17 protein-coding genes are annotated in these 21,553 nt (G+C 58.7%); 10 read left to right on the top strand and 7 right to left on the bottom strand.

What is annotated here, in order from left to right; translation table 11 throughout:
* The first annotated feature begins 4 nt into the window (after positions 1-4).
* Both clpA and aat read left to right on the top strand, forming a co-directional pair.
* Positions 5-2,281, top strand: coding sequence for an ATP-dependent Clp protease ATP-binding subunit ClpA (gene clpA, locus C6366_RS03415; RefSeq protein ID WP_107735943.1), 2,277 nt, complete (start codon positions 5-7; stop codon positions 2,279-2,281).
* A gap of 123 nt (positions 2,282-2,404) precedes the next feature.
* Positions 2,405-3,088 (top strand): leucyl/phenylalanyl-tRNA--protein transferase, encoded by a 684-nt coding sequence (gene aat, locus C6366_RS03410; RefSeq protein WP_107736009.1) that lies wholly within the window; start codon positions 2,405-2,407, stop codon positions 3,086-3,088.
* Positions 3,089-3,206: 118 nt separating this feature from the next.
* Here the strand turns inward: aat and C6366_RS03405 are convergent, their stop codons facing one another.
* Positions 3,207-3,704, bottom strand: a complete 498-nt coding sequence (locus C6366_RS03405) for a hypothetical protein (protein ID WP_107735942.1) — start codon at positions 3,702-3,704, stop codon at positions 3,207-3,209.
* 170 nt (positions 3,705-3,874) lie between these two features.
* Between C6366_RS03405 and uvrB the strand changes: the two genes are divergently transcribed.
* From uvrB to ligA, 3 genes are read left to right on the top strand one after another with little or no spacing between them, the layout of a single operon-like run.
* The gene (uvrB, locus tag C6366_RS03400; RefSeq protein WP_107735941.1) at positions 3,875-5,920 is read left to right on the top strand and encodes an excinuclease ABC subunit UvrB; all 2,046 of its coding nucleotides are present in this window, start codon (positions 3,875-3,877) and stop codon (positions 5,918-5,920) included.
* Complete coding sequence (locus tag C6366_RS03395; RefSeq protein ID WP_107735940.1) at positions 5,920-6,678, top strand: hypothetical protein; 759 nt, start codon at positions 5,920-5,922, stop codon at positions 6,676-6,678. The genes uvrB and C6366_RS03395 overlap by 1 nt, the downstream gene beginning before the upstream one ends.
* Positions 6,675-8,735 (top strand): NAD-dependent DNA ligase LigA, encoded by a 2,061-nt coding sequence (gene ligA, locus C6366_RS03390; RefSeq protein WP_233248378.1) that lies wholly within the window; start codon positions 6,675-6,677, stop codon positions 8,733-8,735. Before C6366_RS03395 ends, ligA begins: the two co-directional genes overlap by 4 nt.
* 13 nt (positions 8,736-8,748) lie before the next feature.
* Here the strand turns inward: ligA and C6366_RS03385 are convergent, their stop codons facing one another.
* Both C6366_RS03385 and C6366_RS03380 read right to left on the bottom strand, forming a co-directional pair.
* Positions 8,749-10,620: a YgiQ family radical SAM protein gene (locus tag C6366_RS03385; protein WP_233248377.1), complete on the bottom strand. Its 1,872-nt coding sequence runs from the start codon at positions 10,618-10,620 to the stop codon at positions 8,749-8,751.
* 98 nt (positions 10,621-10,718) lie between these two features.
* A complete protein-coding gene (locus tag C6366_RS03380; RefSeq protein ID WP_199221413.1) occupies positions 10,719-11,198 on the bottom strand; it encodes a nucleoside deaminase in 480 nt (159 codons plus the stop codon).
* 221 nt (positions 11,199-11,419) lie between these two features.
* Between C6366_RS03380 and C6366_RS03375 the strand changes: the two genes are divergently transcribed.
* On the top strand, positions 11,420-12,496 hold the full coding sequence (locus C6366_RS03375; protein WP_233248376.1) for an aminotransferase class I/II-fold pyridoxal phosphate-dependent enzyme: 1,077 nt from the start codon (positions 11,420-11,422) through the stop codon (positions 12,494-12,496).
* Positions 12,497-12,810: 314 nt separating this feature from the next.
* On the opposite strand, the gene C6366_RS03370 is transcribed toward C6366_RS03375, so the two are convergent.
* The 3 genes from C6366_RS03370 to C6366_RS03365 form a co-directional block, all read right to left on the bottom strand.
* Complete coding sequence (locus C6366_RS03370) at positions 12,811-15,180, bottom strand: PAS domain S-box protein (RefSeq protein WP_158269624.1); 2,370 nt, start codon at positions 15,178-15,180, stop codon at positions 12,811-12,813.
* A gap of 189 nt (positions 15,181-15,369) precedes the next feature.
* Complete coding sequence (locus C6366_RS19195; RefSeq protein ID WP_146164757.1) at positions 15,370-15,549, bottom strand: hypothetical protein; 180 nt, start codon at positions 15,547-15,549, stop codon at positions 15,370-15,372.
* A gap of 92 nt (positions 15,550-15,641) precedes the next feature.
* Positions 15,642-17,627, bottom strand: a complete 1,986-nt coding sequence (locus C6366_RS03365; protein ID WP_158269623.1) for a S9 family peptidase — start codon at positions 17,625-17,627, stop codon at positions 15,642-15,644.
* 36 nt (positions 17,628-17,663) lie between these two features.
* On the opposite strand from C6366_RS03365, the gene C6366_RS19505 reads away from it, so the two are divergent.
* The 3 genes from C6366_RS19505 to C6366_RS03355 all read left to right on the top strand — a co-directional run bounded on the left by C6366_RS19505 (position 17,664) and on the right by C6366_RS03355 (position 19,837).
* Positions 17,664-17,969 carry a hypothetical protein gene (locus C6366_RS19505; RefSeq protein WP_158269622.1) on the top strand — a complete coding sequence of 102 codons (306 nt, stop codon included), beginning with the start codon at positions 17,664-17,666 and terminating at the stop codon, positions 17,967-17,969.
* Positions 17,970-18,132: 163 nt separating this feature from the next.
* Positions 18,133-19,290 (top strand): methionine adenosyltransferase, encoded by a 1,158-nt coding sequence (metK, locus tag C6366_RS03360; protein ID WP_107735936.1) that lies wholly within the window; start codon positions 18,133-18,135, stop codon positions 19,288-19,290.
* A 118-nt stretch (positions 19,291-19,408) separates the two neighbouring features.
* Complete coding sequence (locus tag C6366_RS03355; RefSeq protein ID WP_158269621.1) at positions 19,409-19,837, top strand: lysozyme inhibitor LprI family protein; 429 nt, start codon at positions 19,409-19,411, stop codon at positions 19,835-19,837.
* A 200-nt stretch (positions 19,838-20,037) separates the two neighbouring features.
* Here the strand turns inward: C6366_RS03355 and C6366_RS20635 are convergent, their stop codons facing one another.
* On the bottom strand, positions 20,038-20,289 hold the full coding sequence (locus C6366_RS20635) for a DUF4087 domain-containing protein (protein WP_368731476.1): 252 nt from the start codon (positions 20,287-20,289) through the stop codon (positions 20,038-20,040).
* 148 nt (positions 20,290-20,437) lie between these two features.
* On the opposite strand from C6366_RS20635, the gene C6366_RS03345 reads away from it, so the two are divergent.
* Positions 20,438-21,319, top strand: a complete 882-nt coding sequence (locus tag C6366_RS03345; RefSeq protein ID WP_107735933.1) for a hypothetical protein — start codon at positions 20,438-20,440, stop codon at positions 21,317-21,319.
* Positions 21,320-21,553: the final 234 nt, after the last annotated feature.

Below are 21,553 nucleotides of genomic sequence, written 5' to 3'. Positions count from 1 at the left end.
ATATATGGTGAGCAAGGAATTGCAACGCTCGTTTTTGGTCGCCGTGCGCGAAGCCAGGGTCCGCAACCATGAGTTTTTGACCCTGGAGCACTTGCTGTACGCAATGATCCGGAACTCTACGGCCAAGGACATCCTGGAGCATTGCGGCGTGGAGTTGGTCAAGCTGAAGGGGCAGTTGGAGCGGTTTTTTTTAGATCACATGCAGATCATGCCGGCGGGCGGAATGACCGAGGTTGTCCAGACTCCCAGCCTGCAACGAGTCATTCAGCGGGCTATTTTGCATGTCCAGTCCTCGGGCAAGGTCGAGGTCAGCGTGGGCGATGTCCTGGCTTCCATTTGTCAGGAACAGGAGTCCTACGCCAATTACTTTCTGCAATCCTATGGCGTGGATCGACTGGATATTCTGGAATACATCTCCCACGGCGTTCCAACCCACGACCATCAGGGACAGCCTGAGGACGAGTCCTGCACGCAGTGCCGAACCCAGAGTCAGAAACAGAAGAAAGAATCGTTTCTGGAGCAGTTCACCGTCGATTTGGTGGCCAAGGCCAAGAACGGCGAGATCGATCCTTTGGTGGGCCGAAAGCTGGAGCTGCTCCGGACCATGCAGATCCTGGCCAGGAGGCGCAAGAACAATCCCATTTACGTAGGCGACCCCGGCGTGGGCAAAACCGCCCTGGCCGAAGGTTTGGCGTTGCGCATCGCCGAAGGGGACGTGCCGGAGTATCTGGGCAAGGCCAAGGTGTACGCCCTGGACATGGGCGCGGTGTTGGCCGGGACCAAGTACCGCGGCGATTTTGAAGCCCGGATCAAGGGCGTACTCAAGGAATTGGAGTCCGTTCCGGACGCGATCCTGTTTATTGACGAAATTCACACCATCGTAGGGGCTGGGGCCACCAGCAGCGGGAGCATGGACGCTTCCAACCTGCTCAAGCCGGCCCTGGCCTCGGGTAAGCTGCGCTGCATCGGCTCCACCACTTACGAGGAGTTCAAAAATCATTTTGAAAAGGACCGAGCACTTTCACGCCGCTTTCAGAAAGTAGAGATCCCCGAGCCCAGCCGGGACGAGACCCTGCAGATATTGCAAGGGCTGCGTCCGTACTACGAAGATCATCACGGGGTGCGCTACGCGCCAAACTCCCTGGAGGCCGCGGTGGACCTCTCCATGCGCCACATCAACGAGCGGTTTTTGCCGGACAAGGCCATCGACGTGATCGACGAGGCCGGCGCGGTATTCAAGCTCAATCCCAAGAGTCGCAAGAAAAACCTGATCCGTCCGCTGGAAATGGAACAGGTCGTGGCCCGGATGGCCCGAATCCCCGAAACACGGGTCTCGGCCTCGGACAAAAGCCAACTTCAGGAACTGGAAGGGCGGTTGAAGGAAGTTATTTTTGGGCAAAACGAAGCCGTGGAGAGTCTGGCCCGGGCCATCAAGCGCTCACGAGCCGGACTGGGAGCGGAAAACAAGCCCACCGGCAGCTTCCTGCTCACCGGGCCCACGGGAGTGGGAAAGACTGAACTGGCTCGGCAGGTGGCCCAAATCCTGAACGTTAATTTTTTGCGCTTTGATATGAGCGAGTACATGGAAAAGCACGCTGTGGCCCGGCTGATCGGCGCGCCTCCAGGCTACATCGGCTTCGAGCAGGGCGGCCTGCTTACGGACGCCATCCGCAAGCACCCGCACACCGTGCTTTTGCTGGACGAGATCGAGAAGGCCCACCCGGACCTGTTCAACATCCTGTTGCAGGTCATGGACTACGCCACCTTGACCGACAACGCCGGACGCAAGGCCGACTTCCGGAACACCATCCTCCTGATGACCTCCAACGCCGGGGCCCAGGACATGTGCGCCACGAGCATCGGGTTCGGCGAGCCCGGCAAAGACGATCGGAGCCATCTGAGCAAAAAGGCCGTGGAAAAGCTGTTCTCCCCGGAGTTCCGCAACCGGCTGGACGCCACCATCTGCTTCCACTCCCTGACCACCGAGGTCATGGAAAAAATCGTGACCAAATTCGTGGAGGAGCTGAACACGCAGCTTAAGGACAAAAAGGTGGTCGTCACCCTGACCCCGCAAGCTCTAACTTGGCTCGCGGAACGCGGCTTTGACCAGTCCTTCGGGGCCAGACCACTGGGCCGCTTGATTCAAACCTCCATCAAGGACCCCTTGACCGACGAAATCCTGTTCGGTCGATTGCTCAAGGGCGGCACGGTGCGGGTGGATGCTCCCGTTTCGGATCAAGATCGAGGCGAGGACGAAGCCTTGGTGTTTGAATTTGCCTGACCGGCTCGTATTCGACTCCGGTACGAGGGCCGAGCCATGCTTGTGGCTCGGCCCTTTCGCATTGAGGCGCGACTTTTCCCGCTAATCGCCCAAGGCCCTACTGAGGTTTTTCCCTTTTCGATCATGCCCGTCCATGCGTTGCATCCCCAGATCATCTTCCCCCCGGTGGAGCAAGCCGAACCGGACGGATTGCTTGCCGTGGGCGGGGACTTGTCCTCGGAGCGGTTGCTGCATGCCTACAGTAAAGGAATCTTCCCCTGGTACGGCCCCGGTTCGCCGATTCTCTGGTGGTCGCCGGATCCCCGCCTGGTTCTTTTTCCGGAGGAACTGCACGTCTCCCGCAGCCTGCGCAAGGTTTTGCGCAGGGAACCATTTCAGGTTTCCTTTGACCGGGCTTTTCCCGCGGTGATCGGCCATTGCGCCGCCGCTTCCAGGCCGGATGGCCCGGGAACGTGGCTGGTGCCGGAAATGCGGCTAGCCTACATGCTGTTGCATGAGGTCGGCCTGGCGCATTCCGTGGAGGTCTGGGAGGACGGAGAACTGGTCGGAGGGCTGTACGGCGTGGCCCTGGGCCGCGTTTTTTTCGGCGAATCCATGTTTCACTTGCGTCCGAACGCGTCCAAAGTCGCTCTGATTCATCTTGTTCAGCGATTGCGACGCTGGGATTTCCGGCTCCTGGACTGCCAGCAGACCACGGCGCACATGCAACGCTTCGGCGCTCGGGAAATCCGCCGCGGGCAGTTCATGGCCATCCTGGAAGAGGCCACGGTCCAACCGACCATTTTCGGTCGGTGGACGGAGGGGTGATGTCGGGTGGAGAGGTTTGTAGGGGCGGACCTGTGTGTCCGCCCATCATGGCCTGAAGTGATGACGGCCTACCCACCGGGGCGGACACACAGGTCCGCCCCTACATTTTTGCCTCCCATCAGGCGGCTTCCCGCCCGTTGGCCTCCATCAGTGGCTCATGCTGGCTGAGGTCGTACAGACCGTGTACCGGGAAGGGCAGGGTGAATTGGGGAACGGTTTCCAGGCGGATTCGGCCCACGCTTTTGCCTTCGGGAACGTCGGACAGGGCGGCCAGCCCCTTGGGGATGGGGAAGTCCAGGGCGCAGGCCGAGATGGAGGCCAGCTTTTCCCCGTAGCGTTGTTGCAGGTAGGCGACCACCTGGTCCCGCTCCTCGGGGGTGAAGGCCTCCAGGAGTACTTTTTTGCTGTTCTCGTGGGGAATCGGGGTGTCCGCCTGCATTGGTTCCCCCAACAGGTGGTCCCAGTCGTAGGCGTCCATTTCCTCTGGCTTCCAGCCGACCCGATACAGATGCACTTCGACGTTGCGTCGCCCTTTGAAGCTTTTGATGGCCATGGTTATGACGTGAGCCCGGGGGACCGCCGGTTCTTTTTCAGGACAAAGAATGTTCAGTTCCATGTGGTTCCTCTCTTAACGCGTACGCGGCAGTGGTTTTTATCGGGCAAGGTGACAGCCTTGCGGGAAAGCTCTAAACTGCGACCGTTCGGCTCGCGGCGTCAACTCGCCGATGGGTTGAAAATGATCGTGAATCCAACCATTTTTCTTATCATCCTACGCCACGTACCGCAATGACGACCTCTTCCGGCCCTTCGCCAACAACTCCTTTTGAACTGATCAGCCCATACAAACCCCAAGGCGACCAGCCCCAGGCCATCGATGCCCTGGTGGCCGGGGTTCAGTCCGGTGAGGCGCACCAAGTTTTGCTGGGCGTGACCGGGTCGGGCAAAACCTTCACCATGGCCCAGGTTGTTGCCCGGTTGGGGCGTCCGGCTCTGGTCATGGCCCCGAACAAGACCCTGGCCGCGCAGCTTTTCAACGAGTTCAAGGAGCTGTTCCCCAACAACGCCGTGGAGTATTTCGTCAGTTATTACGACTATTACCAGCCCGAAGCCTATTTACCGCACAGCGACACCTACATCGAGAAGGATTCCTCCATCAACGAGGAGATCGACAAGCTGCGCCATGCCGCGACCCATGCCCTGCTCACCCGGCGGGACGTGCTCATCGTGGCCTCGGTGTCCTGCATCTACGGTCTGGGATCGCCGGAATACTACGCCAAGATGGTCATTCCCATCGAGGCCGGGCAACGGCTGACCATGGACGACCTGCTGGGCCGCCTGGTGGAGGTGCTCTACGAGCGCAACGATATTGACTTCCACCGGGGCACCTTTCGGGTCCGGGGCGACAGCTTGGACATCATCCCGGCCTATAGCCACGAGCGGGCCCTGCGGCTGGAATTTTTCGGCGATGAACTGGAGACCATCCACGAGATCGATCCCCTGACCGGGGAAACCCATTGTCAAATCCAGAAGACCGTGATCTTTCCGGCCAGCCATTATGTTTCGGATAAGGAGAACCTGTTGCGGGCCATGGCGGACATCCGGGGCGAACTCGGGGAGCGGTTGCGGCTGCTCAAGGCCGAGAACAGGCTGGTGGAGGCCCAACGTCTAGAACAGCGGACCATGCTGGACCTGGAGATGATCGAGGAGCTGGGCTACTGCACGGGGATCGAGAACTACTCCCGGCATCTGGACGGCCGCCGGGCCGGACAGCCTCCGGCCTGTCTGCTGGATTACTTTCCCAGGGATTTCCTGCTGTTTCTGGACGAATCCCACATCACCGTGCCCCAGATCGGCGGCATGTACCACGGCGACCAGTCCCGCAAGAAAACCCTGGTGGAATTTGGCTTCCGCCTGCCTTCGGCCCTGGACAACCGGCCGCTGAGCATCCAGGAATTCTGGGAACGGGTGGGGCAGGTGGTTTACGTCTCTGCCACTCCAGGACCTTATGAACTGGAGCAGAGCAACGGCACGGTGGAGCAGATCATCCGGCCCACCGGCCTGGTGGACCCGGAGGTGGAGGTCCGTCCGGTGCGGGGGCAGATGGACGACCTGCTGGCCGAATGCAAGCTGCGCGAACAACGGGGCGAGCGGGTTCTGGTGACCACCTTGACCAAGCGTATGGCCGAGGATCTGACCGAGTACCTGCAAAACATGGGCATGAGTGCCCGGTATATGCATTCGGACATCGACACCCTGGAGCGGGTGGCCATCATCCAGGCTTTGCGCAAGGGCGAATTCACCGTGCTGGTGGGTATCAACCTGCTCCGGGAGGGGCTGGACCTGCCCGAAGTCTCCCTGGTGGCCATCCTGGACGCGGACAAGGAAGGGTTTCTGCGCTCGTTTCGCTCCTTGATCCAGACCTTTGGCCGGGCCGCCCGCAATGTTCAAGGCCGGGTGATTCTCTACGCGGACAAAACTACGCGCTCCATGGCCGAAGCCATTGACGAGACGTCCCGCCGTCGCCAGGTCCAGCAGGAGTTCAACGCGGCCCACGGCATCGTCCCGACCACGATCATCAAGGGCATGGACAACATCCTCGGCCATATCTATGCCGAGGCCAAGGACAAGGACCAGTCCGGAACCTTTCGTGAAGTCGGGGGCAGATACGGAGACGCAAACCTCTCCCCCAAGGACATGGCCCGCCGGATCAAAAGCCTGGAACGGGAAATGCGCACAGCGGCCAAGGAACTGGAATTCGAACGCGCCGCGGCCCTGCGCGACGAAGTGGCTTTGCTGCGGCGCAAGATGCTGGACGGTGGGGAAGGGAGTTGATGTACCTTCCTGAGTTTGAGTCGAACAGTTCACCCGTGGTCATCATCCTGCATTACGGTCGACTCGAGGTGACCCGGCGTCTGCATCGACAGTTGCTTGGCAGCGATCCCGGTTGGCGGGAACGGATCATGGTTCTGGACAACCATGCTCCGGAGCCCTATCCGCAAGCCTGGCGGCGGCTGGACGAAAACCTGTTCTGGGCCGGGGCCCTGGATTACGTCCTGCATCTGGGCCGGGAAAACGGGTGGTCCCATGTCTGGTTCCTGAACAACGACGCTTTTTTCATCTCCAGGCCGCCCTTTCTGGAGCGGGCCTGGCAACGGCTCCGGCGCATGGAGCGGAGCATCGGCCCGGTGGGCATCTACTCTCCGGCATTCGAGCACCATCCGTATCATCCTCAGATGGTCGCCGATACGGCCCGGGCCTATCGCCGCGCCACCGTGGTGGACGGCGTGGCTCCCTTGATCAGCCTGGAGTGCTGGCAAGCCCTGGGCGGATTGGATTGCGCCGACAACCCTCGCGGTTACGGGGTGGATCTGTGGTTTTCCCTGCGAGCTTCCCAAGCGGGATGGCCGGTGGTCGTGGATCATCAGGTCCGGATGCGCCACGTGTATCATTCCGCGGCCAGGGACGTGCCAGGATTTCTTGAGGCCGCCGCGCGTCGGGAACGGGATTTTTTTTCGGCGCGTCTGGGTCCAAACCATGTCGAAATTCTGCGCCAAGCCCAAATCACTTTCATTGATGAGGATCGACTGTGACGTCATCTGATCACGACCCCGGCAAGCGCATGTACGAACTCGCCGCGCTGATCCGCCACCACGACCACCGGTACTACGTGCTGGACGATCCGGAGATCGACGATGCGGAGTACGACGCGTTGTTTCGGGAACTGCGGACTTTGGAAGAGCGGCATCCCGAGTTGGCGGACTTGGATTCGCCCACGAAGCGCGTCGGCGGTGAAGCGTCGCGGGCTTTCCGACCCTTTGTTCATTCCCTGCCCATGTACAGTCTGGACAACGCCTTTGCCCTGGAGGAATGGCTGGCCTTCGTGGCTCGTCTGGCCAAGGCGCTGCCCGGAGAGGATTTGGCCTTTTGTGTTGATCCCAAGCTGGACGGCTTGGCCGTGGAAGTGGTGTACGAGCAAGGACGCTTCCTTCGGGCCGGAACCAGAGGAGACGGCGTCACTGGCGAGGACGTCAGCACGAATCTACGCACGGTGCGTAATCTGCCGCTGCGGCTCAACACACGAGCAGGGAGGTTGAAGCTGCCGGATTTACTGGAAGTGCGCGGCGAGGTGATCATGCGCCGCGAGGACTTTGCGCGGCTGAATCGGGAACAGGCTGATGCCGGGCGCAAAACCTTCGCCAATCCGCGCAATGCCGCGGCTGGTTCGGTGCGCCAGTTGGCCCCGAGGATTACGGCGGAGCGGCCGCTTCGTTTTTACGCCTATGGCGTGGGGCTGGTGGAGTGGCCGGAGGGCACGACGGGCTGGTCCACGCAGCAAGACATTCTGGACGGCTTGCGGGCTTTGGGATTTTCCGTGCCGGAGCATTCCCGGCTTTGTTCCGACCCGGCGGACGTGGAGCGCCATTACGCCGACGTGGCCCGGCTTCGCGAAACCCTGGCCTATGAAATCGACGGAGTGGTGGCCAAAGTCAACGACCTGGAACAGCAACGCCGCCTGGGGGCCACGGCCCGGGCCCCACGCTGGGCTCTGGCCTGGAAATTCCCGGCCGGCCGGGCCGTGACCCGGTTGCTGGACATTCAGATTCAGGTGGGCAGGACCGGAGTTCTGACGCCGGTGGCCGTGCTGGAGCCGGTGGCCCTGTCCGGGGTCACGGTGTCCCGGGCCACGCTGCACAACGAGGACGAAATCCGGTCCAAGGACTTGCGGCTGGGCGACATGGTCGTGGTCCAGCGGGCCGGGGACGTGATTCCCGAGGTGGTCGGCCCTGTGGTGGAAGAGCGCACGGGAGGGGAACATGAGTTCACCTTTCCCCATGTCTGCCCGGCCTGCGCTACCCCGGCTGTACGCCTGCCCGGGGAGGCGGCCTGGCGTTGCCAGAACCTGGCCTGCCCGGCGCTGTTGCGGGAAAGCCTGGTTTATTTCACGTCCAAGGCCGGGCTGGATGTGGAGGGCCTGGGCCGAAAATGGGTGGAGGTTCTGGTGGACAAGGGCCTGATCCATACTCCGGCGGACATCTTTCGGCTTCGGGAAGAGCACTTGCTGACCCTGGACCGGATGGGGCCCAAGCTTGCCGGGAACATTCTCACTTCCATCGCCCAGGCCAGGGATCGGGCGGACCTGGCGACGTTGGTCCGCGCTTTGGGCATCCGCCATGTGGGAGCGCAGACGGCCCGGATTTTGGCGGACCATTTTCCGGACCTGGACGCTCTGGGCCGGGCTGATGGGGAAGCGTTGCAACGGCTCCCGGACATCGGCCCCGAGGTGGCCGCCTCCATCCATGGCTTTTTCACCAATCCTGACAACCAACGTCTTTTGGGCGAACTGCGCGAGTTGGGCCTTTGGCCAAGCGCCGGGGATCAGGAGAGAGCGGCTCGGAAGCCGGATTCCCCGTTCGTCGGCAAACGGGTCTTGTTCACCGGAACTCTGCCCGAAATGTCTCGCTCCCAGGCCCAGAAGCTGGTGGAACAGGCCGGAGGAACGGTGGTCGGGGCGATTTCCAAAAAGGTGGATTTTGTCGTTGTCGGAGGCGAGCCCGGGTCCAAGCTGGTCAAAGCTCGGGAGTTGGGGCTGACGGTTCTGGACGGGGCGGAGTTTTCGCGGATGGTGGACCGGGGCGACGAGGAGTGAAAAGCCTTGGTGCTCAGCCGCGTCCTTCACCATTGGGCTGTTTCCGTTTTCGCGGTCGAGGCCGGGATTGGGAATGGGGCTGGGGTTCGACCAGCATCCGATGTTGGGCCAGACGCTGGGCGTCGGTCCGGGCCACGAACAACGGGTGGCCCTGCTGATCCTTTCCGGCGTGGTACATGGCCGAGGCCATGGTGCCGGGAGTCGGCACGAAGCATTGGACCTGTTGCGGTCGCCAGCCTTTGCGGCGCAGCCAGTCCGCCAGGGCGGCCATGTCCTGGGTCGTGCATCCGGGGAAGGCGCTCATCAGGTAGGGCACGACGAACTGCTGTTTGTCCGCCTGGGCGGATTGGTGCTGGAACAGATTCAGAAACTGCTCGAACACCTTGAAGCCGGGCTTGCGCATCAGGTGGAGCACCTTGTCGGAGGCGTGTTCCGGAGCCAGTTTGAGCTGTCCGCCCACGAACCGACGAATCAAGTGATCAGCGGCTTGCGGGTCCTGCAAAAGCAGGTCGTAGCGCACTCCGCTGGCCACCCGAACGTGCCGCACCTCCGATAGATGGCTGACTTCCTCAAGCATGGCCAAAATCGCCTGCTGGTCAACGCGGAAATGGCGGCAAATCGTCGGATGCAGACAACTGGCCCGACGACAGGGGCTTGGTTTCCCGTCCCATCCTTCCTCCCCAGTCTTTTTTTTTCCATCATCCAGGGTACAAACGGCCCGCCACATGTTCGCGCTGGGGCCACCCACATCGCTGATCACGCCTTTCCAGTCCGGCGTTGCGCTCATCCGTTCAACCTCTTCCAGAATGGAGCGTTTGCTCCGGGAGCTGATCCGTCGGCCCTGGTGCAGGGCCAAGGAGCAGAACGAGCAGCCGCCTCCGCAGCCGCGATGGGTGGTGACGCTGGAGGCGATCATCTCCGCGGCGGGAATCGGCTTGTCATGGGACGGATGGGCGCGGCGGGCGAACGGCAGCCCGTAGAGCGCGTCCATTTCCGCTTCCGAGAGCGGGGCCGCTGGTGGGGTGAGCACCAGAAGCCGGTCCCCGATTCGGTGCAGGGCCGTATCCCGGCCCTGGTGGACATGCTTTTCCAGCATCACGGTGGCTTGCAACAGGGCGTCCGGTGAGGCCTGGATAGCCTCATGGGAAGGCAGCTCCAATGTGGAAGGGAGCGGAGGAAGTTCTTCCGGGCGGCAGGCGAAGGCCGCGCCGGGGAGCCGAAGCAGGGTATGGACGTCCGGCCGGTTTACGTCAGAGGGAGAGGAGGGAGCAGAGGGAGAGCCTGAAGTGTCGCCCTGATCCACATGCTGCGTCAGGCACTGAGCCAGATCCAGGATGCCGCGTTCGGCCATGCCGTACAGCAGCAGATCAGCTTTGCTGTCCAGGAGGATGGAGCGGCGGATCTTGTCCGTCCAGAAATCGTAGTGGGCGATCCGCCGCAGGGAGGCCTCGATGCCTCCCAGGGCCACGAAAAGTCCGGGAAAGGCCCGGCGCAACAGGTTGGTGTAGACGATGCACGCCCTGTTCGGCCGAGCTCCGGCACCCCCTCCCGGGGTATAGGCGTCGTCCCGGCGGATCTTGCGAAACGCGGTGTAGTGGGCCAGCATGGAGTCCAGTGCCCCGGCCCCGACCCCGGCAAAGAGCCGGGGACGCCCCATTCGCTGGATGTCTTCCAGGGTGTCCCAGCCCGGCTGGGCCACGATCCCCACCCGAAATCCATGGGCCGTCAGCCACCGGCCCAAAAGGGGCACGCCGAAGGACGGATGGTCGACGTAGGCGTCCCCGCTGACCAGCAGCACGTCCAACTCGTCCCACCCCAAGGCATCCATTTCCGCGCGGCTCATGGGCAGGAACTCCGGCTGAGGCCGCGGCATGGGACACGTCATGAGGTTTCCTGCAAAGTTGAGGGCTGTAGGTTTTCGATGGTCGGCGCGGGTTTCTTGCCTGCGGGATGCATAAACTCCGATTCTGGGCGCTTTCTCCGTCAGTACTCGATCTTGTCTTCCTTGGCTTCCCAGTCCGCGAAGGCCTTCCCGGCCTCCTCCGGCAACAGATTGACCATGGGAATGGCGCGTTTTCCAGGAGGAGCGTCCAACTCCTGATAAATGAAGGCGTCGTCAAAGCCAATGGCGGCCGCGTCGTTTTTGGTGTTGCCGTAGTAGATTTTTTCCAGGCGAGCCCAATAAATCGCACCCAGACACATGGGACAGGGTTCGCAGGACGTGAAGAGCGTGCAGCCTGACAGGTCGAACGTGCTCAGTTTCCGACAAGCCTGTCTGATGGCGTTGATTTCGGCATGGGCCGTCGGGTCGTTGTCGCTGGTGACGCTGTTGGAGGCTTGGGCGATGATCTCGCCGTGCTTCACGATCACGGCCGCGAACGGCCCGCCGCCTTGCCGGACGCTTTCCCTGGACAGCCTGATGGCTTCGCGCATGAAGCTCGCAAGTGCGTGGTCTGGAGACATGGACAGTTCCTTTTACGGGTTGGCTGACAAGGCGAAACCGGATATCCTCGAAACGTATTGCTGGTGTGGTCTTGATCGTCGTGTGAGGCCCCGAGTGGCCGGGCGTGATGGCCGGACGTATCGCCCAGAAGAGATGTTCGAATAGACGAAACCAGTCGAAAAAACAAATTATTTAGGATCAAAATGCCATGTATTTGAGACCTTTTCGTTTGGAGCGGTATTTGGCCAAATACGAATTTACGGCTCCGTACCTGATGTGTTCCTCGGACAGCGAAAGCATGTCCGTTGGAGACTTGCTGGCCATGGAACCGGACGCTTCGCGGCGTTTCCAGGAACTCTGGCTGGGCTATACGGAATCGCTGGGCAGTCCGGAGCTGCGGCGGGAAATCGCGGCGCTGTACGACACGGCATCCCCGGAGCAGGTGCTGGTTCATGCCGGGGCGGAAGAGGCGATCTTCAACTTCATGCACGTCGTCCTCAAGCCGGGGGATCACGTGGTCGTGCAGGCGCCGTATTATCAGTCCCTGGGAGAAGTGGCCCTGGGCATCGGCGCTCACGTCTCCCCATGGCGCGGCGATCCAAAACAGGGCTGGGCCTTGGAGATTGACGACCTCACGGAGTTATTGTCGCCGCGCACCAAACTGGTGGTGGTCAATTTTCCGCACAACCCGACGGGCTTTTTGCCGACCGAGGCATTTGCCCGGGAATTGGCCGCGCTGTCCAGGCAGCACGGATTCATCATCTTCGCCGATGAGGTCTACCGGGGGCTGGAGCTTGATCCTCGCCTTCAACTGTCCGGCTTCGTGGATCTGGACGAGCGGGCCGTTTCCTTGGGCGTGATGTCCAAGACCTATGGTTTGGCCGGATTGCGCATCGGCTGGATCGCCACCCGTGACCGGGAACTCTACGATCAAATGGCGGCCTTCAAGGACTATACCACCATCTGCAACAGCGCTCCCAGCGAGTTCCTGGCGACTTTGGCCCTGCGCAACGCCGCGCGACTGATTCAGCGCAACCGGAAAATCGTTCACGCCAACCTGGATGCCCTGGACGATTTTTTCGCGGACCATGCCCGCTGGTTCGACTGGCGGCGCCCCTTGGCCGGCACGGTGGCCTTTCCCCGTCTGAAAGAGGCTGACGTGGACACGTTCTGCGCCGACCTGGTGGAGCGGGCCGGAGTGCTGTTGCTTCCGGGGACGCTGTATGAGCCTGGGCTGAATCACGTCCGCGTCGGCTTCGGCCGCCGCGACCTTTCCCAAGCCCTGAACCAACTGGCCGCGTATTTGGCCGAAAGCTGAAGCCCATCCCCGAAGGGGTCTAGCCTTGATGGGCTTGGCGCTCGAGCCACCGTCAAGGGGGCGAAGAGAGCCTCCGGACACTACATGGCTCTGGGGGCAATTCCACAGTCAACGTCGAAGAACCAAACTCTTCAACCATCTCAGGGGAGAGCTTGATCCTTGTGTCTTTCAGGATTGCAGCGGCCAGGGCCTAACAGCAGCATATTGCCTGTGCGGGTGATGCCGAGGGTTGCCCAGGTTATTTTCGGGGGTGGATTGGGTTGGGCATCTGTTTGGTTATGGGGTTGCAGTTACTGGCGAATATCTCGGTGTGGTTATGCCTTTTCGTTGGAGACCGCCCGCTCCAACACCTTCGCCAAATCCTCCATTTTTGCCGGCTTGCCCAGATAGTCGTCCATCCCGGCCTCAAGGAACTTCTCCCGGTCCCCGAGCATGGCGTAGGCGGTCAGGGCGATGATGGGGATTCGTCGGGAGGGCTGAGGGCTGAAACCTGAAACCTGAGGGTCGGAGCTCTGACTTTTGACTCCTGACTCCTGACTTCTGATTCTTCTTGTCGCCTCCACTCCATTCATGACCGGCATCTGCACGTCCATCAGGATCACGTCGAAGTCTTGCGCTGCGAGCAGGTCCAAGGCCTGCTGCCCGTCCTCGGCCAGGGTCACGGTATGTCCGGCCCTTTCCAGCAGTTTTATCGCGGGAAAAGAGCTTGACGGCTCATCTTCCGCCAAGAGGATGCGCAAATTCTGTTTGGCTTTGGTCACCTGCTTTGATCCTTGTTCAGCGGCAATGCCCACTCCCTCGGGCAGCTTGAAGGGTAGAAGCACTTGCACTGTGGTTCCTTCGCCGACAGTGCTGGCCAGGGAAATTTTCCCGCCCATCAAATCAACGAGCCTTTTGACAATAACCAGTCCGAGGCCAGCACCCTGGAAACTGCGGGTGTAGGATTCCTCCACCTGAAAGAATGGATCAAAGAGGTATTTTGCTTTGTCTTGAGGTATGCCGATGCCCGTATCCGCAATGGTGAACAGCACATTGGCGCTTTCATCCCTGTCGGATGTCAACAAGGTCATTTCAACGCGGATATGTCCCTTGTCGGTGAATTTCAGGGCGTTGCCGACCAGGTTGAAGAGAATCTGCCTGACTCGCGCCTCGTCTCCGACAAGCTTGGGTGGTAAGGCGGGGTCGATGCTGCAATCGAGTTCCACTCCCTTGGTTCTGGCATTGAAGGTGAAAAGACCGGAAACGGAATCGGCAAGCTCCTGGACCATGAACTCGGCCTCATGGATCGTCATCTTGCCCGCCTCCACCCTGGAAAGATCCAGGATGTCCGACAGCAGCCTGGTTAACCGATCCGCCGAGGATGTGCATAGCTGGACGTATTTTCTTTGATCGGCATTCAGGGTCGTAGCTTCCAAGAGCTGCATCATGCCCACGATCCCGTTGATGGGTGTGCGTATCTCATGGCTCATGTTGGCCAGGAATTCACTCTTAGCCTGGTTGGCGGTCTCGGCCTGTTCCTTGGCCAAGAGCAGAGCGTGTTCGGCTTGTTTTCGCTCGGTGATGTCCCTGAATTCAACCACGCGAACCAGCTTCCCCTTGTAGGGAATATTTCTCGCTTCCAGGCGCACGGGATATTCTTCGCCATTCTTGCGTACCCCAAATGCTTCATAGGGCTTCTCATAGCCGGCGATAATATTGTTCATCACCAGTTCACGGGACTGCTGTGCGATCAATAGAAGTCCATCCATCCCGATAAGCTCATCATAGCTAAACTCGGTGATCTCCGAGAGCCCCTGGTTGCACTCCAGGATGATGCCTTTGTCGTGGATGGTAATGCCGCCAAATGATGCATTGTGCAGAGCCTTGAAGCGCTCCTCGCTTTCCTGCAGGGCCTCCTCGACTCGCTTCTTCCCTGTAACATCCTGGAAAATGCAATGCGTCCTCAAAAAACGGCCTTGGTCGTCACGTTGGATTTTGCCGCTGAAGTAGACAAGAATTGTCGATCCATCCTTTTTGACCATCTCGAATTCAACGCCCAGGATTTCGCCCACAGCTTTGAATTTGGGGAAATTCTCCTTGAAGTGATCCCTCCAGTCCGGATGCAGGATGTCGCCAAAGTTCTTGCCGACAAGTTCTTCACGGTTGTAACCAAGTACATCCAAAAAGGTCTGGTTGATGTCCAAGAAATTGCCCTGCTCGTCCAGGGATTGATAGGGCATAGGGGCGTTCGTGAACATCAACCGAAAACGATCTTCGCTCTCCTTCTTGGCCTGCTCGGCGGTTTTCCGCGGGGAAAAGTCCGTGACAAATCCATGAAGGCGCGTGATGTCCCCTTTTTCATCTCGAACCAAGTGGACCGATTCCGAGGTCCAGAACGTTGAACCGTCTTTGCGCTGATGGAGGGCTTCAAAATCCTTTACCGTCTCACTGGCATCGAAGCATTCGAACAACCGGCGTCGATCCGCCGGGTCGGCGTATATCATCGTAGTGATGTCCGTGACGGATTCGATCATTTCTTGGGCAGACTTGTACCCATACATGCCCGCCATTGCAGGGTTGACAGAAAGAAACCGCCCCTCCGGCGTGGACGTGAAAATGCCGATGGGCGCGTCCATCAGGATGTCGTGGGGGGCCTCAAATACTGCTTGGGTTGAGGGTGTTTCAGGGGCTTGCTTCTGGGACATCAAGGACTCCTGGGGCGGTGGGGCGACGGATTGGCTGCAAGCAGAGTGGCCAAGTGCGGCTGGCTTAGCCATGTTTTCGCTTAAAAGCATGCGCAGTTTGTTAATTTACCGCAAACTTTCTCCTTCTTTCCATCTTTGGCAACAAGGTCAAGCCCAAGTTTAGATCTGAGTCCTTAGCCGGGGAAGCCCTCAAGATCCAAGGGTTTCACCGGCCAATTGCCATGCTTGGAATGCTTGGAACAGCCTTTCTGCTTTTTTATAGTCGTTCACGTCGTCATGACCCAAGACACCACCCACGCGCCAGACCTTATCCTTTCTGGAGCTGCACGCATCGGAAACGGCTGGGGAAGACAAGGTTGTCATGGACATGCTTTCGCTGCTTGGTAAGCGCGTCCTTCAGGTCGTCGGTCAGATCGTCGGTCATGGAAATCCAGTTGAATTCAATGGGCCTTGTCGCCGAATCAGGGATTTGCGGTTATAGCCCCACCTCCCGTCCATTGATCCGCCCAGTCCAGAACGGTCCGATACCACAGGACGCTGTTCTGGGGCGACAGGACCCAGTGGTTCTCGTCAGGGAGATAGAGGAGTCTGGCTGGAATGTCGCGCAGCCTGGCCGCATTGAAGGCGCTGAATCCCTGGGATTCGGGAACCCGGTAGTCGCGGCCCCCGTGGATGACCAGGAGGGGCGCTGTCCAGTTCTGGACGAATCGGTGCGGAGACGCGGCATAGCTGCGTTGCGCAATTGGATTGTCCCTGTCCCAGAACGGCCCGCCAAATTCGGAGTTGACGAAAAAGATTTCTTCCGTTTCCAGGTACATTGATTCCAGGTTGAAAATGCCGTCATGGGCCACCAGCGCCTTGAAACGATTGTCGTGGTTACCCGCAAGCCAATAGACGGAATAACCGCCAAAACTCGGCCCCACCGCGACCAGGCGGTTGCTGTCCACCCATGGCTCCGTGGCCACATCGTCGATGGCCGCCAGGAGATCCTGCATGGGCAGGCCGCCCCAATCTCCCAGAACGGCTTCCTTCCACTGCTGCCCGAATCCCGGAGTACCTCTGCGATTGGGTCCGACGACCACGTAGCCTCTCGCGGCCAGAGTCTGAAGATTCCACCGGTAAGACCAGGAGTGGTCCACGGAAACTTCCGGCCCGCCTATGCAGTAGAGCTTGGCGGGATAGGTTTTTTGAGGGTCGAAATCCGGCGGCAAGACGACCAGGACGAGCATCTTCCGGTTGTCAGCGGTTTTCACCCAACGCTCCCGAACCTCGCCAAGGACAAAGGACGACGGAAAGTCGTCGTTGACGCGGGAGATGTCGGCCAACTCCTGATTGGTCGTATCCAGGCGGAAAACCTCTCCTGGTCGGGACAGGGTTGATTTGACCGCGACAATGGCGTTATCCGCGCTGACCAGTTGGGAGAAGGTCTGTTTGCCTTCGGTCAACGGGACGATCTCCCGGCTGGAGAGATCAAGGCGGTAGATCTGGGTTGAAGCGTGGCGCAGACTTGTAAAAAAGATGGCGGCACTGTCCGTGGACCAGCTAAAATCTTCGACGTCCTGGTCAAAGCCCGTTGTCAGGTCAGCGATGGTCTCTGAAAACAGATCCAGCACCAGCAGCCTGTTCTTGTCCGCTTCGTAGCCGTTCCGCTCCATACTCAACCAGGCAATACGTTTTCCGTCTGGAGAGAATTCCGGGTTGACGTCGTATCCGACTCCGGTGCTCAACGTCCTGGTTTGGCCGGTATCCAGGCTGTAGAGCATGATCCGCGAATTCGTGGACAAGGCGTAGGCCTTGCCATCAGTGCTTCGAGCGGAATAGGCGACGGACCTGCCGTCAGGGCTCCAGGAGGCCTGCTCCATTCCGCCGAAGGGCCTGAACGGGGACTCCAGCCCCAAACCCCGCATGATGTCCACGTGCTCCCCCAGTCCCGCATCGGAATACGCGGCCAGATGGAGATGGCTGAAGGATTCAATCCAGGTATCCCAGTGGCGGTACATCAATTCGTTCACGATCCTCGCGTGGGCCTTGTCCAGACCGGCGAACAGATCGTCATGCCCGGCTTTGGAGGGGACAGGGCTGGAAAAGAGGATGTTTTCCCGTGTCGGCGAGTACCTGAACCCCGTGACTTCGGCTGGGATGTCGGTGAGCCGCCTACGACCTGAGCCGTCAGGGTTCATTTCCCAGATTTGCCCCTGATGCAGAAAGCCAATCCGATTCCCGTCGGGTCTCCACTCCCCATGGCCGTCGTTGCCGTCCTCAGGCGAAATGCGCCGCCTATTGCTCCCGTCCATGTCGGTTACATAGAGGTGACTCCGGCCGACATTGTCCTCCAGGTTGTAATGCTTGACCGAGAACAGCACCTGGGATCCGTCCGGAGAAATCCGGGGATCGGAAACCCGTCCAATCTCCCACAGAGCTTCCGGGGTGAGCAGGTTCGCGGCCATGCTGTTCTGTTTTGAAATCGCCGTTGCCGGGAATATGTGGAAAAAGCCGAAAAATATGATGATGGCAGCGAAACCATGGCGTATCCATCCCCGAGTGGTTATTTTCTGATCATGCATGTTGACATTTCCTCCATGAGAATTTTGTCCGCGAGTTGGCCGTCCATCGAAGTGAAATGGAGCTTGGCAGGGATTGGTATCTGGTATCGTCCGGCAAGAGTTTGGGAGTTGACACGTTTGGGCAAAAGCAATATCAGACCCTCCAGCGCCGAGTTGATCTCAGCTTGCGGGGCGCTTAACAAGTACCAGCTAAAGCGAGATACCCCTATCCCGCCTTGGCTTTAAGCTGAGCGGGCTTTTTTTTGTCCGTGGTTCGATCGTCGCCGATTTAATCTACAACTTGCAGGGCGACTCAGAAATACTGCTAAAGCGTTGGCCCGCCGATTTCGCTCCCAGTGGCCGCCAAACGCGCAGCCAATTCACCAAGGAGCGAAGGAGGTGCGCCCTCATGCCATCCGTTTCTTCCACACGTTCCCACCTGTTCACGTCCGAATCCGTATCCGAAGGACACCCCGACAAGCTCGCCGATCGGATTTCCGATCGTATCCTGGACGAATTCCTGTCCCGTGACCCTCATGCCAGGGTTGCTTGCGAGACGCTACTGGCCGACCAGTGCGTTGTCGTTGCTGGTGAATTCAAAGCCACTTCCGAAGTATTTCAGCAAGTCCAAGCCATGACTGAATCACTGGTTCGCCAGGTTGTCCGGGATACGGGGTATCGCGACTCAAATACCGGCATTGATCCTGAAGCCTGCGAAATTCAGGTCCGCTTTAACGGTCAGTCCCGAGACATCAACCAGGGGGTCGACCGGGAGGACGGAGTGCTCGGAGCCGGAGACCAGGGCATGATGTTCGGCTATGCCTGCGACGAGACGCCTGAACTGATGCCTGCTCCTATAATCTTTGCGCATCGATTGGTCCAACGGCAGGCCGAACTCCGAAAAAGCGGCACCATTGCCTGGCTGGGACCAGACGCAAAGTCACAGGTTTCCTTTCGCTACGTCGACGGCAAGCCCGTTCATGTTGAGACCGTGGTCCTGTCGACCCAGCATGATGACAACGTCAGCATGGATGAGCTTCGGGCATCCGTCCTGGAACGGATCATCAAGCCCGTCATCCCCGAGAGCCACCGTTCACCGGATTTTAAGTGCCTGATCAATCCTACCGGGCGGTTCGTGACCGGTGGCCCCAAGGGTGATACCGGATTAACTGGTCGCAAGATCATTGTGGACACTTACGGAGGTGCGGCACCGCATGGCGGCGGTGCATTCTCCGGGAAAGATCCCAGCAAGGTGGATCGTTCCGCTGCGTATATGGCCCGCTTTCTGTCCAAGACCGTCGTATCCAGGGGCTGGGCCAAAAAATGCCTGACCCAGATTTCCTATGCCATTGGTGTGGCCAAACCAGTTAGCTGCCTGGTCAAAACCTCCGGTGCGGGGGAGCTGCCGGATCAAGAAATTGAGCGACTGCTCCAGGAAGAATTCGATTTGACGCCTGCCGGAATCATCGACAAGCTCAAATTGTTGCGTCCCCTCTATTATCCAACGGCGGCCTATGGACATTTTGGACGTGACGACCTGGACCTGCCGTGGGAAAAGGTGAGCTGATCGAGCCGATCCTTGTGAAAGTCGCCATGAAAGCAAAAGATCGGACGTTCATTTACTGAGGCAAGTGGATGAAAAACACTCATGCAGCATGATAAATAATTCCGAAGGACTGAAGAGGATGCCTGTTTACCGTTATATAATTTTCCCCGTATTGCTTTCATTCCTGCTTTTTTTTCCAGAAAATCATGGTATGATCGTCTTGGCCCAGACGCAGATGGAAATGAATGTCGATGCCTGTGAGACTTACAAAGATGCCGAGGGTATCATGGAAGATACGTATCTCCGTATTCTTTCTGAATACCAAGATGACGAAGTCTTTATAGAAAAATTCAAGGCTGCCCAGTCCGCCTGGATGGTTTTTCGCGATGCGCATTTATCGGCCTTGTTTCCAGAAGAAGACACATATGCTGAGTACGGTTCCATGTATCCGTTGTGCAGGTGTAATGTTTTGAGAAAAATGACGGATTACAGAGTTGAAATGCTGAAGATGTGGGAAGATGGAGCGGAAGAAGGAGATCTCTGCGTTGGAAGTGTCAGGTTGAAGTAGATCGGTTTTTTCATCGACGACCTGATAGTGCATGCATGGCTGGCATTGCTGCGTTTTCTAAAAAATGAAGACGAATTCGACAATGCCAGCTGTAATTTTCCGTTCATTCCAGCAATTCGCAATTTCTCGGAGTTTTGGAGACATATGACAATCCTGCAAAGACAAAGGGGTTAACAGTTGAATAACTCCAAATTGCTGCGTCACCGCAAAAAATTCAAACTCTCACGTATGAATAAATACGCTTCGACCTTGATTTTTTTTTGTTCCTTGCACTTGGGGTTTTTGAACGGACTGGTTGTGGTTGCCGTGACTTCGCCCTGGAGTTTTGCTTCAAACTCCATGTCCACACAACCGTATCCGTAATTCCCAACATTTGTCGTCACCCATTGGCTCGGAGCAAAGACCGGCCAGTCCCACTCCTGGTCCAACTGGTATCCGCTCTGGGTAGATATGGTCCATTCCTCAATGACGCTCCTGCCAACGACTTTGACGGATTTTGCGGGAGTATGTTAAATTCACTGGATAATAAAATGATTCCGCTGTAGAGATGCGGACTCCAAGTCACCAGATCCATTCCATTACAGCTAACAGGAGGCAGGCATGAAAACCGTGTTGACGTTCGTTCTATTTTTTTTCCTTGCAGGCTTGGCTTTTGCCCAGGACCAGGGCATCACCAGCGAGCTGCACGGGAATAATGTCGGCAAGATTGTCTGGGCCAAAGAGCGGATTACGTTCAAAGAGCAGGATCGCATCCCGCTGGCCGATGTTTTTGCGGCGGATGAACCGATCTACGGCCGCGTCTATCTGCCCAAGTCTCTGGTCCGGCTGGGAGCCGACGAGGACGGCGGCAGATGTCCCAACCCGGCGAGCCAATACCGGATTAAGATCCTGATCAACGGCGAATCCAGGGGCGTGCTCAACGAGCAATGGTTTGAAAGCGACAGCTGGACCACTGTGCAAGTCACACCAAGACTTGCTCCCGGCGATGATGGGGACCGGCAGAACCGCGGGGTTACAGATACATGGACCGCAATGGTCAATGAACTGCCGGACGGCGATCACGGGGTGGCCTTTGAGTTCTGGGGCGGTCCCGAGGATTGCGAAATCATGTTCGCCCAGGGTGGTTTCACCCTGAGCAAGGCCGGAGATGTCACGGCGACGCTGGGAATTCTGCCCGAGGCGAAGATGACCGATCCCCAGCTCAGCCAGGAAATGATCCAGGCGGTCAAGGACCAGGGCTGGACCAACGAATACCCCGTGGATGTCGTGATCATCGAGCCGGAATGGCGGCTGATCCGCGACCTTCTGGGCAATATCATCCGCCGCGAAATCAACACCCATGTGGTACTCAAGAAGAATGCGGACGGCTCCTGCCGGGCCAACGACATTTCCTTCACTCAGCAGCATCTTGGGGGAAACCAGTTTGGGAAGACCGAGTTCTACGGCCTGGGCCTGCGCAGCTATCCCGTGGCTTGTCCGTAAAGATCAGGGGGGATGTGTTTTAGCCCTACAGCAGGGACTTCTCCCAGGGTCAGGAGTTTTGCCTTACCCTCGAAGTTGAACCGAGACTTCCAAAGCTTGGAGCCTGTCGGCTTCACTCGAGGTAGAGGCCGTTGCCGTTGTACTTCTTGTATGACTTCCGGGTGACGGTTAGGTTCCGTATTGCTTTGTCGGGTAGGGGCATGCGGGTATCCTTTAGTAACATTTTGAATTGCA

This window comes from Desulfonatronum sp. SC1 (assembly GCF_003046795.1).
Taxonomy (GTDB): Bacteria; Desulfobacterota; Desulfovibrionia; order Desulfovibrionales; family Desulfonatronaceae; genus Desulfonatronum.
Note: the sequence above shows the minus strand (reverse complement) of the source record. Positions and strands in the feature narration are given on the sequence as shown.